Source organism: Variovorax sp. SRS16 (assembly GCF_901827165.1).
GTDB lineage: Bacteria > Pseudomonadota > Gammaproteobacteria > Burkholderiales > Burkholderiaceae_C > Variovorax.
In genome coordinates this window covers 5,587,928-5,604,221 of the sequence record NZ_LR594666.1, presented here as the reverse complement: position 1 = coordinate 5,604,221, position 16,294 = coordinate 5,587,928, and the positions used below count along the sequence as shown (strand labels likewise).

General features: G+C 69.3%; 12 protein-coding genes. 7 read left to right on the top strand and 5 right to left on the bottom strand.

What is annotated here, in order from left to right:
* Positions 1-18 precede the first annotated feature (18 nt).
* Positions 19-630, top strand: a complete 612-nt coding sequence (locus E5P2_RS26975) for a glutathione S-transferase N-terminal domain-containing protein (protein ID WP_162570154.1) — start codon at positions 19-21, stop codon at positions 628-630.
* Positions 631-909: 279 nt separating this feature from the next.
* Here E5P2_RS26975 and E5P2_RS26970 read toward each other — a convergent pair whose 3' ends face one another.
* Positions 910-1,494 (bottom strand): glutathione peroxidase, encoded by a 585-nt coding sequence (locus tag E5P2_RS26970; RefSeq protein ID WP_174259908.1) that lies wholly within the window; start codon positions 1,492-1,494, stop codon positions 910-912.
* 128 nt (positions 1,495-1,622) lie between these two features.
* On the opposite strand from E5P2_RS26970, the gene E5P2_RS26965 reads away from it, so the two are divergent.
* Entirely contained in the window at positions 1,623-2,480 is an 858-nt protein-coding gene (locus tag E5P2_RS26965) for a ferritin-like domain-containing protein (RefSeq protein ID WP_162570152.1), read from the top strand.
* A 43-nt stretch (positions 2,481-2,523) separates the two neighbouring features.
* Here the strand turns inward: E5P2_RS26965 and E5P2_RS26960 are convergent, their stop codons facing one another.
* Together E5P2_RS26960 and glnE are read right to left on the bottom strand one after the other, a co-directional pair.
* Positions 2,524-3,576, bottom strand: a complete 1,053-nt coding sequence (locus E5P2_RS26960) for a septal ring lytic transglycosylase RlpA family protein (protein ID WP_232080864.1) — start codon at positions 3,574-3,576, stop codon at positions 2,524-2,526.
* 4 nt (positions 3,577-3,580) lie between these two features.
* Positions 3,581-6,376, bottom strand: coding sequence for a bifunctional [glutamate--ammonia ligase]-adenylyl-L-tyrosine phosphorylase/[glutamate--ammonia-ligase] adenylyltransferase (gene glnE / locus E5P2_RS26955; protein WP_162570150.1), 2,796 nt, complete (start codon positions 6,374-6,376; stop codon positions 3,581-3,583).
* Positions 6,377-6,401: 25 nt separating this feature from the next.
* Between glnE and E5P2_RS26950 the strand changes: the two genes are divergently transcribed.
* Genes E5P2_RS26950 through E5P2_RS26935 form a run of 4 tightly spaced genes read left to right on the top strand, consistent with a single transcriptional unit; the run spans position 6,402 to position 14,049 of the window.
* Entirely contained in the window at positions 6,402-10,505 is a 4,104-nt protein-coding gene (locus E5P2_RS26950; RefSeq protein ID WP_162570149.1) for a YhdP family protein, read from the top strand.
* A 26-nt stretch (positions 10,506-10,531) separates the two neighbouring features.
* Positions 10,532-11,347 carry a carbon-nitrogen hydrolase family protein gene (locus E5P2_RS26945; protein ID WP_162570148.1) on the top strand — a complete coding sequence of 272 codons (816 nt, stop codon included), beginning with the start codon at positions 10,532-10,534 and terminating at the stop codon, positions 11,345-11,347.
* Positions 11,348-11,351: 4 nt separating this feature from the next.
* Positions 11,352-13,382: a sensor histidine kinase gene (locus tag E5P2_RS26940; protein ID WP_162570147.1), complete on the top strand. Its 2,031-nt coding sequence runs from the start codon at positions 11,352-11,354 to the stop codon at positions 13,380-13,382.
* A gap of 34 nt (positions 13,383-13,416) precedes the next feature.
* Positions 13,417-14,049, top strand: coding sequence for a response regulator transcription factor (locus tag E5P2_RS26935; RefSeq protein ID WP_162570146.1), 633 nt, complete (start codon positions 13,417-13,419; stop codon positions 14,047-14,049).
* Here E5P2_RS26935 and E5P2_RS26930 read toward each other — a convergent pair.
* Positions 14,040-14,693, bottom strand: a complete 654-nt coding sequence (locus E5P2_RS26930) for an OmpA family protein (protein ID WP_162570145.1) — start codon at positions 14,691-14,693, stop codon at positions 14,040-14,042. The genes E5P2_RS26935 and E5P2_RS26930 overlap by 10 nt on opposite strands.
* Before the next feature lie 110 nt (positions 14,694-14,803).
* A complete protein-coding gene (locus tag E5P2_RS26925) occupies positions 14,804-14,947 on the bottom strand; it encodes a hypothetical protein (RefSeq protein WP_174259907.1) in 144 nt (47 codons plus the stop codon).
* Between E5P2_RS26925 and mltA the strand changes: the two genes are divergently transcribed.
* Positions 14,946-16,085: a murein transglycosylase A gene (gene mltA, locus E5P2_RS26920; RefSeq protein ID WP_162570144.1), complete on the top strand. Its 1,140-nt coding sequence runs from the start codon at positions 14,946-14,948 to the stop codon at positions 16,083-16,085. The two genes, E5P2_RS26925 and mltA, sit on opposite strands and share 2 nt — an antisense overlap.
* Positions 16,086-16,294 lie beyond the last annotated feature (209 nt).

The window sequence follows — 16,294 nt, the reverse complement described above, 5'->3', positions numbered from 1 at the left end:
GAGGGGGAGAGAGCCCGCATGAAACTGATCGGATCCGCAGCCAGCCCCTACGTGCGCAAGGTGCGCGTGGTCATGGCCGAGAAGCGGCTCGACTACCAGTTCGTGATCGAAGACGTCTGGTCCGAGGACACCTCGATCGCGAGTTCCAATCCGCTGGGCAAGGTTCCCTGCCTGATCATGGACGGCAGCGAGGCCATGTTCGATTCACGCGTGATCGTCGAATACCTCGATACCCTGTCGCCGGTCGGCAAGCTGATCCCGCAGCAAGGCCGCGAGCGCGCCGAAGTCAAGACCTGGGAGGCGCTGGCCGACGGCGTGGTCGACGCCGGCGTGCTCTGGCGCCTCGAGGCGACTTGGGCGAAACGCAGTGATGGCGAGCGCAGCCAAGCCTGGATCGACCGCCAGCGCGCCAAGGTCGAAGGCGGGATCGCCGCGATGGCCAAGGGATTGGCCGAGAAGCCCTTTTGCAGCGGCATCCACCTGAGTCTGTCGGACATCGCGGTCGGCTGCGCGCTCGGCTGGATCGGGTTTCGCTTTCCGGAAGTCGACTGGCGTGCCGACCATCCCAACCTCGTGCGTCTCTATGACAAGCTGATGCTGCGACCCAGCTTCGCCGACACCCAGCCCTGATGATGAAGAAGGCGCCGCAAGGCGCCTTCTTTTTTGAACTCCGGCAGGAATACAAAAATGTTGCGAGGCGCCCCGACGCGAAGGAGGGAGGGAGGGAGGAGGAGGAGAATCGCCCCGGGATTTCGACCGGGCGGCAGGCGCCCGGAAGACCTCGCAACATGAAAAAAGTCCGGGCCAGGAAGACCCGGAACCGTTATGAGCGAAGCCCCCCGGTGGGGTTCCCGCGGCATTGGTAAGCATTTGTGACAAACTGCCCCATGACGACGAAACCGTTCCGTGTCAGTTCGGGCCGAGTTGCTTTTCCAGTTCGCTGACGAAGCGGCGGTCTTCCGGCGAAGTCAGGCTCGAATAGGAATCGACGACCTTGCCGTCACGATCGATCAGGTATTTGTAGAAATTCCATTTGGGCGTGGTTCCGGAGATCTGCGCCAATTGCTTGAACAGCGGATTGGCGTCCGCACCGCGCACGGAGGACTTGGCGAACATCGGAAATTTCACGCCGAAGGTGTTCTCGCAGAAGTCGGCAATTTCCTTGTTGGAGCCGGATTCCTGCGCAAAATCGTTGGACGGAAAGCCGAGCACCACGAAGCCGCGCGCGCGGTATTTGCTGTCGAGCGCTTCCAGCCCCTTGTATTGCGGCGTGAAACTGCAGAAGCTCGCCGTATTGACGACCAGCACGACCTTGCCGGCGTACTGGCACAGCGCCTGGGGTTTTTCGTCCTGCAAGCGCAGAAAGGTGTGCTGCAGGATGGCCGGACAGCTCGCCGCTGCCTGTGTCTGGGCGCTGGCGCCGGTCGGAAGCAGGCAAGCCGCACACAGGGCTGCCGCAGAAAGAGTCATTGACGGCCGGAGGGAGATTCGCATGGCGGGTTTCCTCGGTGAAAGGAGCATGGATTCGCGCCCACCCCGGCGCGCGTATTCGCATCATCGCGCGCTTGTCATCGGCGCGCCAAACCCCCCGACTAAAATCCGTCGGCCAAAGAAAGACATTGATGCTCTACCCGGAACTCTTCAGACAACTCGAATCCGTCCGATGGGACATGGACAAGGATATTCCGTGGCAGTCTTTCGATGCAAGCAAGCTCTCCGACGAGCAGGCCACCACCATCAAGATGAATGCGATCACGGAATGGGCGGCATTGCCGGCCACCGAGATGTTCCTGCGCGACAACCGGCACGACAGCGACTTCTCGGCCTTCATGTCGATCTGGTTCTTCGAGGAGCAGAAGCATTCGCTGGTGCTGATGGAATACCTCAAGCGCTTCAGCCCGAAGCATGCGCCGACCGAACAGGAGCTGCACGATGTGCGCTTCGATTTCGACCCCGCGCCGCCGCTCGAGACGCTCATGCTGCATTTCTGCGGCGAGATCCGCCTCAACCACTGGTATCGCCGTGCGGCCGAGTGGCATACCGAGCCGGTCATCAAGCACATCTACACCACGCTGAGCCAGGACGAAGCGCGCCATGGCGGCGCCTATCTGCGCTACATGAAGCGCGCGCTGGAAAAGTTCGGTGACGAGGCGCGTTCGGCCTTCACCAAGGTCGGCGTCCTGATGGCCAGCGCGCGCCGGACCGCGCAGGCGCTGCACCCGACCAACCTGCATGTCAACCGGGCGCTGTTCCCCAACGACACCATTCAGAGCCGCGTGCCCGATCCGGAGTGGCTCGAGCACTGGCTCGACAAGCAGATCAAGTTCGATACCGTGTGGGAAAACAAGGTCGGCGAACGCATCCTGCACAACCTGAGCCTGCTCATGAACCGCAGCTTCAAGACCGTGCAGGAACTCAATCGCTACCGCAAGGAGCTCGCGGCTTCGCTGGGTCCGAGGCCCGAATACCAAGGCGCTTGAAGCTCGCCCCCGGCCTGGGCGCCGCGGCGGCGGGCCTCGATGGTCAGCGGTGCTCGACAATCATCGGTGCGATCTGCAGGCCGTTGCGCACCTGCTCCGCCGCATCGCGCGCCAGCTCGCGCGAGGCATAGGGCCCGGCCTGCAGCCGGTGCGTGCCGCGTTCGCTGAAGATGTTGAGCGTGGCCGCCAGCGATGGCAGGTCGTGGGCCACTTGCGCCTGCAAGCGCAGGGCGCCGTCATTCTGGCTGAACGCGCCCAGTTGCACCCAGAAGCCCGGCGGCGCCGAGGCGGGAGCCGCCCGCGGCGATGAGGAGGATGGCGGGGTCGGCGCTGCGGCCGGTATCGCCTCCGGCGCCAGCGGCGGCAGGGCCGCGAGCGCCGTCGGCTCGGCCTGCGGCGGCGCGACCACCGGGCTCGTGAACACCGCGGGCACGGCGACGCTGTCCGGTGCGGGTACGGACGAAGACGACAGCGAAGGCGGCGTGGCGGCCGGCGCGCGCTGCGCCAGTGCCGCCGCGTCCGTGTTGTCGCGCCGCCAGGCGCCAGTGCGGATGTCCTCGTTCGTGATGCGCTCGATCTCTACCGGCGCCACGCCGCGCAGCAGGTCGAGCTTGAGCGCCGCGGTATAGCTCAGGTCGATGATCCGGTCCTCGTGAAAAGGGCCGCGGTCGTTCACCCGCACGATCACCTCGCGCCCGTTGGCCGGATTGCGCACGCGCACATAGCTCGGCAGCGGCAGCGTCTTGTGCGCGGCTGTCATCGCATACATGTCGTAGGGCTCGCCGCTGGCGGTGGACTGGCTGTGGAACTTGCGGCCATACCACGAGGCGAGGCCGGTCTCGTGGAACGGCCGGTCGTCGACGATCGGCACATAGGTCCGGCCGAACACGGCATAGGGCTTGCTGGTGCTGCCGCTGGCACGGATGGGCTCGATGCGCGGCTCGGCATCGGGAACCTGTGCCAGGCCCGCCGGCGGACGGGCGTCGGCGCCGTCGCGGCCGATGCCCGAGCCGCCGCGCGGCCCGCTCGCGCAGCCCGCGAGCAACGCGAGCGTGGCGGCGGCGATCCACGCCCCCGCGGAGGGTCGCCGCTGCAAGCCCTTAGCCAAACACCGCCTTCCACAAGGCCAGCATGGCCCCGCGTTCGGTTGCGAGCGAGCCCATCGGCACCTGTGTCGGCTCTTCGTTGAGCCGCGCCCGGTGCTGCACGCGCCGCAGTTCGCGGTAGGCGGCGGCCGCGTTGCGGCCGATGCCTTCGGGCAGCAGCCCGGCGTTCTCGGCGCGCAGCAAGAGCGCGATGTTGCCGAGGTTGGGCACCAGTTCGGGATGCTCGCGCGCGGCGGACAGCACGAGGAACTGCACCGCGAATTCCGCATCGACCATGCCGCCCGCGCTGTGCTTGACGTCGAAGCGATCGGCCTTGACCGGCCGCCCCGCGCGCACCTTGTCGCGCATCGCGACGATCTCGGCCTTGAGCGCCTCGCGATCGCGCGGTGCGGTGATGACGGCCTCGCGCACGCGGTCGAAGCGCGCGCCGAAGGCCATGCCGTCCTCGCCGTCCTGCACGGCGGTCATGGGAATGCAGCGCGCGCGCGTCATGGCCTGATGTTCCCAGGTCCACGCGGTGTTGCTGCCGCGGCCCAGCTGGTATTTCTCGTAGGCCTCGAAGCTCGTCGTCAGGAGGCCCGAGTTGCCGTTGGGTCGCAGCGCGGTGTCGATCTCGAACAGGTCGCCCTCGCGGGTCTGCACCGTGAGCCAGTTGATCAGCTTGCGCACATAGGCCGGGTAGACCTCGCTGGCACGCTCGTCGTCGTCGTCGTAGACGAACACGATGTCGAGGTCGCTGCCGTAGCCGAGCTCCTTGCCCCCCAGCTTGCCGTAGCCGATGATCGCGAACTGCGGCGTCGCGCGGTGCGGGTTGCGCACATGCGGCCAGCACCAGCGCGCGGTGATGCGCAGCACCGTGTCGGCCAGCGCACTCAGGTCGTCGGCCACCTGCTCGACGGTGATGCGGCCATCGACGTCGCGCGCCAGCGTGCGGAACAGCTCCGCATGGTGCGCATGGCGCAGCAGGTTGAGGAGTCGTTCCTCGTCGGCCTCGCCGGTCCGGGTCAGCGCCTGGTGGCGGTCTTCCAGCTCGCGCTCGAATTCGGTGGCCACGAAGCGTCCGGCCAGCATCTCGTCGCTGGCGAGTTCGTCGATCACGCCGGGATGCTGCATCAGGTAGCGCGCCGGCCACCTGGCGGAGCCCAGCAGGCGCAGCAGCCGCTCCTGCACCGCGGGCCGCTCCACCAGCAGCGCGATGTAGCTCTCGCGCCGCATCAGCGGCTCGATCCAGTCGGCCCAGCGCAATGCCGCGTCCACATGGTGGCTGATGTGTCCCGCGGCCTCGCTGTCGGGCTCGCGCAGCCATTGCGCGGTGCGCTGGATCAGCTGGCGCAGGCGCGCGCGCGTGTCGTCGCGCAGCGCCAGCACGCGCGGGTTGTCGCGCCAGGCCTGGATGCGTTCGGCGAAGGCCGGCGGCAGCTGCTCGATCAGGTCGGTCAGGTCGGCCGGCGTCGTGGTCGAATTGCCGCCGTTGCAGCGCGTGCAGGGCTTCTTCTCGCCCAGCAGCTTGTCGAATTCCTGGGCGACGAACTCGCGGTGCGTGTCGAGCTGCGCGAGGAAGGGGCCGCAGTCGGCATAGCCCATCGATTGCGCGATCCAGCGCAGATCGTCGTCGTTCACCGGCAGCGCATGCGTCTGCTGGTCGTCGAGGTACTGGATGCGGTGTTCGACCCGGCGCAGGAACTCGTAGGCCGCGGCGAGCGCATCGGCGGTTTCCTGCGGCATCAGGTTGGCGCGCGCCACGCGCTGCAGCGCATCGAGCGTGGGCCGTGTGCGCAGTTCGGGGAACTGGCCGCCGCGCACCACCTGCAGCAGCTGAACCGTGAACTCGATCTCGCGAATGCCGCCGCGCGAGAGCTTGACGTCGTTCGCCCGTTCGGGCCGGCCGGCGCTGCGGCGCGCGGCCTGTTCGCGGATCTGCCGGTGCAGCGTGCGCAAGGCATCGAACACGCTGTAATCGAGGTAGCGGCGGAATACGAAGGGCAGCACCACGCCGCGCAGCGCCTGGGCCGAACCGTCCACCACCACCGAACGCGGCGCGACCACGCGGCTCTTCATCCAGGCGAAGCGCTCCCATTCGCGGCCCTGTACCTGGAAATATTCCTCGAGCGCGTCGAGCGACACCACGCTGGGGCCGGAGTTGCCGTTGGGTCGCAGCGCGAGGTCGACGCGGAACACGAAGCCATGCTCGGTGATGTCGCCGACCAGCGCGTAGATGCGCTTGACCGCGCGCGCGAAGTATTCCTGGTTCGACAGCCGCGCGCGGCCTTCTGCATTGCCCGCGGTCTCGCCGTCGTGGTCGTAGAGATAGATCAGGTCGATGTCGCTCGACACGTTGAGCTCGCGCGCGCCGAGCTTGCCCATGCCCACGACCCAGAGCTGCGCCCGCCGCCCCTCGGGACCGAGGGGCACGCCATGCACCGCGTCGAGTTCGGCGCAGGCCTCGCGGCAGGCGACATCCAGTGCGAACTCGGCCAGTTGCGTGACCGCGGTGGTGACCACCGCGAGTGGCGCCTGCGCGTCGCAGTCCAGCGTGACGAGCCGCTCCATCACCAGCTGCCGCACGGTGCGCAGCGCATCGGCGGTGCTGTCGCCGCGCTCTCGCAAGGCATCGAAGGCCGCGGCCATGTGCGCGTGCACCGGCTCGCCCGGCGGCAGCAGCGCGAGTTCGCCGGCATAGCGGCGCCGCAGCCGCTGCACGAAGCGCGAGTAGTCGGACAGCGTCGGCGAATTCGGCCGACGCGCGGTGGCGTCGGTTTCGGTGGAACCGGGCTTGGAACTGGCGGTCATAATTCCTGGCACAGCGCGATCCTCAATGAACGACACGACGTCTTCCCCTTCACGTCTGCTCAAGATCACCGCTGTCACGGCGCGCTGGCTTCTGGGTTTGCTGATCGGTGCATGGCTGCTGCTTGCGCTGTCAGTCGTTGTCCTACACAGCTGGATTGTGCCGCGAATCGGCGATTACCGTGGTGCGCTGGAGGCGCAAGCCAGCCGGGCCATCGGGGTACCCGTACGCATCGGGTCGATCAGCGCCAGTTCGAGCGGCCTGTTTCCTTCCTTCGAGTTGCGCGACGTGGTACTGCAGGATGCGCAGCACCGCGATGCGCTGCGCCTCGCGCGGGTGGTCGCCAGCGTGTCGCCGCGCTCCCTGTGGCGGCTGAATTTCGAGCAGCTCTACATCGAGCAGCCGCAGCTGGACGTGCGCCGCGACGCCGCAGGCCGGCTCCACGTGGCGGGGCTGGACATGTCGACCGAGACGAACAGCGGCAACGGCGACGCCGCCGACTGGTTCTTCGCGCAGCGCGAGTTCGTCATCCGGGGCGGCATCGTGCGCTGGACCGACGAACGGCGCGGCGCCGATCCGATCCTGCTGACCGACGTGCAGTTCATCGCCCGCAACGGCAGCCGGCGTCATGCGTTGCGGCTCGACGCCACGCCGCCCGCCGGCTGGGGCGATCGCTTCACCTTTCGCGGCCAGTTCCGCCAGCCCCTGCTGTCCATGCGCAGCGGCAATTGGCAGAGCTGGAGCGGTGAAGCCTACGCGGAGCTTCCGCATTTCAATGTCACGCGTCTCGGCAGTTACGTCGATCTCGATGCGCGGATCCACGAAGGCGAGGGCGCGGTGCGCCTGTGGGCCGACATCCGCGACGGCGAGATCGCGGGCGGCGCCGTCGACCTGGCGCTGGCGCGCATCGACACCTCGCTCGGCAAGGGTCTGCAGCCGCTGGTGCTGCGCGACGTCAGCGGCCGTCTTGCGGGCCGGCTGACCGACGACACGCTCGAGTTCTCCACCACCGACCTGCAGTTCGATACCGCCGACGGCATGCGCTGGCCCGGCGGCAATCTCTGGTTCCAGCACACACCCGCGAAGGGCCAGGCCGCGGAACGCGGCGCGCTGCGCGCCGACCGGCTCGACCTCGCGGCGCTGGCCATGATCGCCGACCGGCTGCCGCTCGGCGAAGCCACGCGCAAGCTGATCGAGGACTACGGCCCGCGCGGACTGGTCGAGCGCATCGACGCCAGCTGGCAGGGCTCGCTCGGCGCGCCCGACAAGTACCAGGCGCGCGGCCGGATGAGCGCGTTCAGCATCGCATCGCAGCCTGCCGCAGCCGCGACGCCTGCAGTGCCGGCGGCCAGCGCCGCGTCGGCGGCGGCGGACGCCGCACCGCAGGCCGGCACGCCCGGCGTGCGCGGCGCGACGATCGAATTCGACGCCACCCAGGCCGGCGGCAGCGCCACGGTCTCGATCGCCAACGGCGCGCTCGACCTGCCCGGCGTGTTCGAGGAGCCGGTGGTCCCGGTCGACCAGCTCTCCACCCAGCTGCAATGGAAGTTCGATGGCGGCAACGCGCAACTCCAGGTCGCCGGCCTGCGCTTCGCCAATGCCGATGCCGAGGGCGAGGCCCAGGCCAGCTGGCGCACCAGCGATCCGGCGCAGTCGCGCGGTGGCTCGCGCTTTCCCGGCGTGCTCGACCTGCAGGGCAAGCTGACACGCGCCGACGGCACCCGCGTGTTCCGCTACCTGCCGCTGCACATCCCGAAGCACACGCGCGACTACGTGCGCGACGCGGTCGTCAAGGGCACGGCCAGCAGCGTCGACTTCAAGGTCAAGGGCGACCTGCACGACATGCCCTTCATGGATCCGCGGCAAGGCGAGTTCCGCATCGCCGCGCGCGTGGCGGACGTGACCTATGCCTACGTGCCACCGGCGCCGGGCTCGGCCAAGTCCTGGCCCGCGCTCAACGGCCTCGCCGGCGAGCTGGTCTTCGAACGCGCCGGCATGCAGGTGCGCAATGCGCACGGACGCATCGCCGGCGCGCCCGGCATCGAGGTCGCCAAGGCCGACGCGCAGATCGCCGACATGTCCCACCGCGCGCCCTTGCTGCGCCTCGATGCGCAGGCCAAGGGCCCGCTCGCCGAGCTGCTGCGCGTGGGCACGCCGCTGGCCGGCGAGACCGGCGCCGCGCTGGCGCGCGCCCGCGCCACCGGCAGCGCCGACTACCGGCTGCATCTCGAACTGCCGCTCGCCAGCCTCGACAAGCCGAAGGTCCAGGCCAGCATCACGCTCGCTGACAACGACCTTCAGCTGGTGCCCGAGGCGCCGGCCTTCAGCCAGGTGCGCGGCACGCTGAACTTCACCGAGAGCGGCTTCTCGCTGGCGGACGTGCGGGCCCGGGCCGTGGGCGGCGCGGTGCGCGTGGATGGCGGCGGCCGCTACGGCGCCACCCAGGAGCTGAGCCTGCGCGCGCAAGGCACCGCGAGTGCTGAGGGCCTGCGCGCGGCCGGCGAGGTCGACTGGCTGGCACGTCTGGCCAAGCATGCCGGCGGCAGCACGGCCTACGCTGCGGCTTTCTCGGCGCGCGACGGCGCCTCCGAGTTCTCGCTGACCAGCAACCTGCAGGGGCTGTCGCTGCAATTGCCCGCGCCGCTGGTCAAGTCGGCCGACGAGCAGATGTCGCTTCGCATCGAGAAGAAGATCGTGCAGCGCGACGCCCGCGCCGCTGGCGCTTCGGCGCCGGTGCGCGACCAGATCAGCGTCGAACTCGGCCGCGTCGGATCGGCCTCCTATGTGCGCGACATCTCGGGCAGCCAGGCTCGCGTGCTGCGCGGCAGCATCGCCGTCGGCCTCGCGTCCGACGAATCCGCCGCCCTGCCGGAGCGCGGCGTGGCCGCCAACATCCAGCTCGCGCGGCTCGACGTGCCGGCGTGGCAGGCGCTCTTCGGCGAGGCCACCGGCAAGGCGCCCGAGGCGGCCGAGAACACGGGCGCGGCCGACGATGCCTCGTCCTACGTGCCGAACACGCTCGCCGTGCGCGCGCGGGAACTCGTGGTCGGCGGACGCACGCTGCACGACGTGGTGCTCGGCGCCACGCGCGACGGCGCGCTCTGGCGCGGCAACATCGATGCCACCGAACTCAGCGGCTATGCGGAATACCGCCCGGCGCAGGCCGGACGCCTCTACGCCCGGCTCGCGCGGCTCAAGATCGCGCCGAGCGAGGCCACCGCGGTCGAGTCGCTGCTCGACGAGCAGCCCAGCACGCTGCCCGCCCTCGACATCGTGGTCGACGATTTCGAACTGCTCGGCCGGCGCCTCGGCCGCGCCGAGATCGACGCCGTCAACCGCGGCGGCGCAGACCGCGAATGGCGGCTCAACAAGCTGGCCTTCACCACGCCCGATGCCACCTTCTCCGCACAGGGCAGCTGGGTGGCGCCACCGGGCGCGGCGCCTGTCGGCGGCCACATCGAGCCGCGCCGCACCACCATGGACTTCAAGCTCGAGATCAGCGATGCCGGTGCGCTGCTCAACCGCTTCGGCATGAAGGACGTGGTGCGGCGCGGCCGCGGCCGGCTCGACGGCCAGCTGCAATGGGTCGGCTCGCCCTTCTCGCTCGACTATCCGAGCCTGGGCGGGCAGTTGCAGGTCAACGTCGAGTCCGGCCAGTTCCTCAAGGCCGAGCCCGGCATCGCCAAGCTGCTCGGCGTGCTCAGCCTGCAGGCCTTGCCGCGCCGCTTGACGCTCGACTTCCGCGACATCTTCAGCCAGGGCTTCGCCTTCGATTTCCTGCGCGGCGATGCCAAGGTCGCGCGCGGCGTCGCCACCACCAACAACCTGCAGATGAAGGGCGTCAATGCCGCCGTGCTGATGGACGGCTCGGCCGACATCGCGCACGAGACACAGGAGCTGCGCGTGGTCGTGGTGCCCGAGATCAATGCCGGCACCGCGGCGCTGGTGGCGACCGCGATCAATCCCGCCATCGGCCTGGGCACCTTCCTCGCGCAGATGGTGCTGAGCAAGCCGCTGATCGCGGCGACGACGCAGGAATTCCATATCGACGGCACCTGGACCGACCCCAAAATCACGAAGGTGCCGCGCCGCCTGCTGCCCGAAGCCCTGAGCGCGCCGCCCGCCCGATAGAAGAACCACGAACGGAGACACGAGCCATGAAAGTCGCAGCGATTCAGATGGTGTCCGCCATCGCCCGCGAGGCCAACCTGGCCCGTGCGCACGACCTGCTCGGCGAGGCGGCTGCCGCCGGCGCCGAACTCGCCGTGCTGCCCGAGTATTTCTGCATGATGGGTGCGCGCGACACCGACAAGCTCGACCTGCGCGAGACCGCCGGCGCCGGCACCGTGCAGGGCTTCCTGGCGGATGCCGCGCGCGAGTTCGGCCTGTGGATCGTCGGCGGCACGCTGCCGCTGGAATCCAGCGACCGCAACCATGTCTTCAACAGCTCGCTGGCCTATGCGCCGGACGGCAACTGCGTGGCGCGCTACGACAAGATCCATCTGTTCTTCTTCGACAACGGCCGCGAGCGCTACGACGAGCGCCGCGTGATCGCGCCCGGCACCCAGCCCGTGACCTTCGAGCTGCCTTCGCGCGACGGCCACGGCTGGCGGGTGGGCCTGAGCGTGTGCTACGACCTGCGTTTTCCGGAGCTCTACCGCGAGCTCGCGCGCCAGGGCGCCGATCTGCTGCTGGTGCCCAGCGCGTTCACCCACACGACCGGCGCCGCGCACTGGGAGGTGCTGCTGCGCGCCCGCGCGATCGAGAACCTCGCCTGGGTGGTCGCGCCCGCGCAGGGCGGCACGCACGAGAACGGCCGCCGGACCTGGGGCCAGTCGATGGTGGTCGATCCGTGGGGCGTGGTGACGGCCCAGCAGGCCAGCGGCGAGGGCGTGGTTCTGTTCGATATCGAGGCCGGGCGCGTGGACAGCGCGCGCGTGCAACTGCCCGTCCTCTCGCACCGGGTGCTCTGACGCCGTGTCCTCGCTCGCGCTGCCCGCCGCCGCCCGCACGCTCGGCCTTGCCTTCTCGGGCCTCCGGTCGCTGTGGCGGCGCTGGTTCCTGTGGGCGCTGCTGGCCGTGCTCGTGTTCGCGCTGCTGGTCACCGTCGTGTGGCTGGCCGGCCGCCATGAAGTCAGCCAGGTCCAGGCGACGCTCGACCGCGACACGGCCGACGCGGTGGCGGACCTGCGCAGCGGACTGCAGCGCAATGCGCAGAACCTGCGCGCCACCCAGGCCGGCGCACCCAGCCGCGAGCATTGGCTGGACCAGGCGGCGGCCCTGCTGCGCGAGCATCGCGAATGGCTGCGCATCGAATGGCGCGATGCGGCGCTGGCGCCGGTCGGCGCGGCCGACACACCCTATCGCCGCAGCATGTTCGACCCGCCGAGCCGCGGGGCAGACCAGTCCGACATCGCACTCGCCTGCACCGCCGCACGCAAGCTCGGTTCGCTGGCCTATTCGCCGAGCCACTACGTCTCGCTCGCGCAGGGCAATGGCCTCGAGGTGATGGAGCTGTGCCTGCCGATCGACGCCGGCGGCTACCTGGTGGCCACCTACTCGCTGCGCGACCTGCTGGTCGAGCTGGTCGCGCCGACGCTCAGCCGCGGGCAGGAAGTCGCGTTCACCGAGGCCGACGGCACCCGGCTGGTGGCCATCGGCGTGCCGCGTCGCGTCGGCACGCGCGTGTTCACCTCGCAGCAGCTGGTCGACCTGCCCGGCGCCACCCTGATGCTGCGCGTCGACGGCTGGCGCGCCGCGCCCGATCTGTTCCCGAACCTGCTGACCGCGCTGGTGACGGCCATCTCGATCGCGCTGGTGTCGGTGCTGGTGCTGCTCGCGCGCGACACGCGCATGCGCCTGCGCGCCGAAGGCCACCTGGCCGATGCGCTCGCGTTCCGCAAGGCGATGGAAGACTCGGTCATCACCGGCCTGCGCGCGCGCGACCTGATGGGGCGCATCACCTACGTCAATCCGGCCTTCTGCGAGATGGTCGGCTTCAGCGTCGACGAACTGATGCGAAGCGGCGGCGAGGCGCCCTACTGGCCCACCGAGCTGGCGCACGAATACCAGCAGCGGCAGGCGATGCGGCTGGCCGGCGGCGTGCCGCCGCGCGAAGGCTTCGAATCGGTCTTCATGCGCAAGGACGGCAGCCGTTTCCCGGTGCTGATCTTCGAGGCGCCGCTGCGCAACGCGCAGCGCGCGCAGACCGGCTGGATGAGCGCCTTCATCGACCTCAGCGAACAGCGCCGCATCGAGGAACTCTCGCGCGCCAGCCAGGAGCGGCTGCAGGCCAGCGCGCGCCTGGCCACCGTCGGCGAGATGGCCTCGCTGCTGAGCCACGAACTCACGCAGCCGCTGGCCGCCATCGCCAGCTATGCGAGCGGCTCGCTCAACCTGTTGGAAGGCAGCGGCCACGACGAGGTGGCGATGGCGGTGCGCCGCATCGCCGAGCAGGCCGACCGTGCCGGCCAGGTGATCCGCAGCGTGCACGACTTCGTGCGCCGGCGCGACCGCACGCGCGAGGCGGTCGCGCCGCAGGTGCTGCTCGATGCGGTGCTGCCGCTGGTCGGCCTGCAGGCGCGCAAGCTGGGGGTCGCCATCGAGGTCGTGCTCGAGGATGGGTTGCCGCGGGTGGTGTGCGACCGCACGCTGGTCGAGCAGGTGCTGCTGAACCTGGCGCGCAACGCGATGCAGGCGATGGACATGCCCGAACTCGTCGACCGCGTGCTGCGGCTGCGCGTGGCGCGCGCGCGCGCCATCGGCACCGCTGCTGCGGCACCCGATGCGCGCCGCTGGCTCGAGTTCTCGGTGGCCGATCTCGGCAGCGGCATCAGCGGCGAGGTGGCGGCGCGCCTTTTCACCCCGTTCTTCACCACGCGCTCCGACGGCATGGGCCTGGGCTTGAGCCTGTGCCGCACCGTGGTCGAGCAGCACGGCGGCGCGCTGATGTTCGAGCCGAATCGCCCGCGCGGCACCGTTTTTCGCTTTACCTTGCCGATAGCATGAGCGCGCACCCGGCCGAATCCACGTACATCACTTCATGCAACCTCTGATCGATGCCCTGATCTTCATCGTCGACGACGACGCCAGCGTGCGCGAGGCGCTGGCCTGGCTGCTGCGCTCGCGCCGGCTGTCCAGCGAGCATTTCGCGAGCGCGGAGGAATTCGAAGCGCGCCTGGCCGGCGAGCCGCTGTCCGATCAGCCGCACTGCCTGTTGCTGGACGTGCGCATGCCGGGGACCAGCGGGCTCGTGCTGTTCGACCGGCTCGCGGAGCGCGGGCTGCTGGACATCATGCCGGTGATCTTCCTGACGGGGCATGCCGACGTGCCGACCGCCGTCGATGCGGTCAAGCGCGGCGCCTTCGATTTCTGCGAGAAGCCGTTCTCGGACAACGCATTGGTCGATCGCATCGAAGGTGCGCTCGGCGCCTCGCTGCGCGCCGTCGAGGCGCAGCGCGCCCGGCGCCGGCTGATGCACCGCGTCGAAGAACTGACCGACCGCGAGCGCGACGTGATGCGGCTGGTGGTCGAGGGCCTGCCCAACAAGCTGATCGCCGATCAGCTCTCGATCAGCGTGCGCACGGTGGAAGTGCACCGCGCGCGCGTGTTCGAGAAGATGGAGGTCAAGTCGGCCGTCGAGTTGGCCAACGTACTCCGCGGCCTTCAGCCCTGAGAGCGTTCGCCGACGTAGATCTCGACGCGGCGGTTCTGGGCGCGGCCGGCATCGGTGCCGTTGTCGGCGATCGGCTCGCGCGAGCCGCGACCTTCGATGCGGAACGTGGTGGCCGGCACGCCGCGTGCGACCAGGTAGTCGCGCGTGCTGGCAGCGCGCTCGACCGACAGCGGGTTGTTGATCGCGTCGGTGCCGGTGCTGTCGGTGTGGCCGATGATGCGCACCTCGGCGTTCGGATTGCCGCGCAGGCCGCTCGCGAACTGGTCGAGCACCGGCGCGAAGTTGGGCTTGATCGCGGCGCGGCCGACGTCGAACGAGACATCGCTCGGGATCGCCAGCTTGAGCTCGTTGTTGGCGGTCTGCGTCACCGTCACGCCGGTGCCCTGCGTGGCCGCTTCCATCTGGCGCTTCTGCGCTTCCATGCGCTGCGACCACAGGTAGCCGCCGGCCGCTCCGGCCAGCGCGCCCACCACCGCGCCGGTGCCGATCGCGCCGCGATTGCCACCGGTCGCGGATCCGATGGCCGCGCCCGCGAGCGCACCCGCGCCGGCACCGATGCCGGTGTTGCGCTGCGTGTCGCTCATGCCGGCGCAGCCCGACAGCACGAGTGCCGCGGCGGTCGTGGCGAGTACGAATTTTTTCATCTCGGTCCCTTTCGATGGTTTGGGTTCTGGGTCGCAATGATTATTGCGAGTGAATTGGCAGCGATCGCGGCGGACGGTGGTTTCCGCATGTAACGCCATGTGGATCGCGCTCAGTCGCGCGGCGGTGGTGATGGTGGTGCGTCGTCATCGTCGTCGTGCAGTTCGCCGCGCTTGCGGCCCGAGAACATGGTCCACCACACGATGAGAATGAACACGACGCCGGCTGCAAGCGCCTCAAGCAAAATCAGACCCATGAAAAATGGACTCCAGTGGCTGGTTGGGCTCGCGATCGTAGCAATGCTGGCCGGCTGTTCCTTCAGCACGCGGCCGCCCGCGCCCTTTCCAGAGCCGGCGCCGGGCGTCAGCCCGCCGCGCGAACTGGGGCCGCTCACCGGCTCGCTCGCACATCCCAAGAGCCGCTGGGTGCCGGTTCCCTGGTCCGAACTGCCCGGCTTCAACGATGACGCGCTGTACGAAGGCTGGGTCGCGATGGTCGCCAACTGCGGACGTCCGAACGCCGCCTTCGCGCCGCTGTGCCGCGACGTGCGGCAGCTCGCGCTGGCCGGCGCCGACGAGCAGCGCGACTGGATGATGCAGAAGCTGCAGCCCTACCGCATCGAATCGCTCGGCGGCCAGAGCGAAGGCAAGCTCACCAGCTACTACGAGCCGCTGTTCGAGGCTTCGCGGCGCCAGACTGCCAAGTACAACGTGCCGGTCTACCAGGCGCCGGCCGGCCTGGTCGCGCGCCGGCCTTGGTACACGCGGCAGGAGATCGACACGCTGCCCGAGGCACAGGCCGCGCTGCGCGGTCGCGAAATCGCGTGGCTGGCCGATCCCATCGACGTGCTGATGCTGCACATCCAGGGCTCGGGGCGGCTGCGCATCACCGAGGTCGACGGCTCGCAGCACACGGTGCGCGTGGCCTTCGCCGCCACCAACGAGCAGCCCTACCGCAGCGTGCAACAGTGGCTCACGAGCCAGGGCGCGGGCAAGGTCAGCCTGTGGCCCGACGACACCAAGCAATGGGTCGCGCAGAACCCGCAGCGCCTGTCGCAGCTGCTGTGGAGCAATCCGCGCTATGTGTTCTTTCGCGAGGAAGCGCTGAACGAGGTCGATGCGTCTTCCGGGCCGGTGGGCGCACAGGGCGTGCCGCTCACGCCGGGCCGCTCGATCGCGGTCGACCGCGACAGCATTCCCTACGGCACGCCGGTCTGGCTCGCCTCGCCCGGGCCGGCGGTGCCCTTGGCGAAGCTGGTGGTGGCGCAGGACACGGGCACCGCGATCGTCGGTGCGGTGCGGGCCGACTACTTTGCCGGCACCGGTGCCGAGGCTGGGCGGCTCGCGGCGCGGATGAACCAGCCCTTGCGTCTCTGGGCCCTGTGGCCGAAGTAGCCGCGCCCGCCCAGAGGGCCGTGCCTTTATTTTTGTGCTCTTGTAGTCGTTGCATGCCATAGGCCCGGTCCATTCGGGTCGGGCATCGAGGGCGCGAAGTCACGCCGCTGTCATCGACATTCAACGCCGGCGTCACGGAGGGCCACTAAGTTTGGCTTTCTGACCAGAAGCTGACTTCTGGTCGAAACCCTCCCTTCCTTCCCGACCTG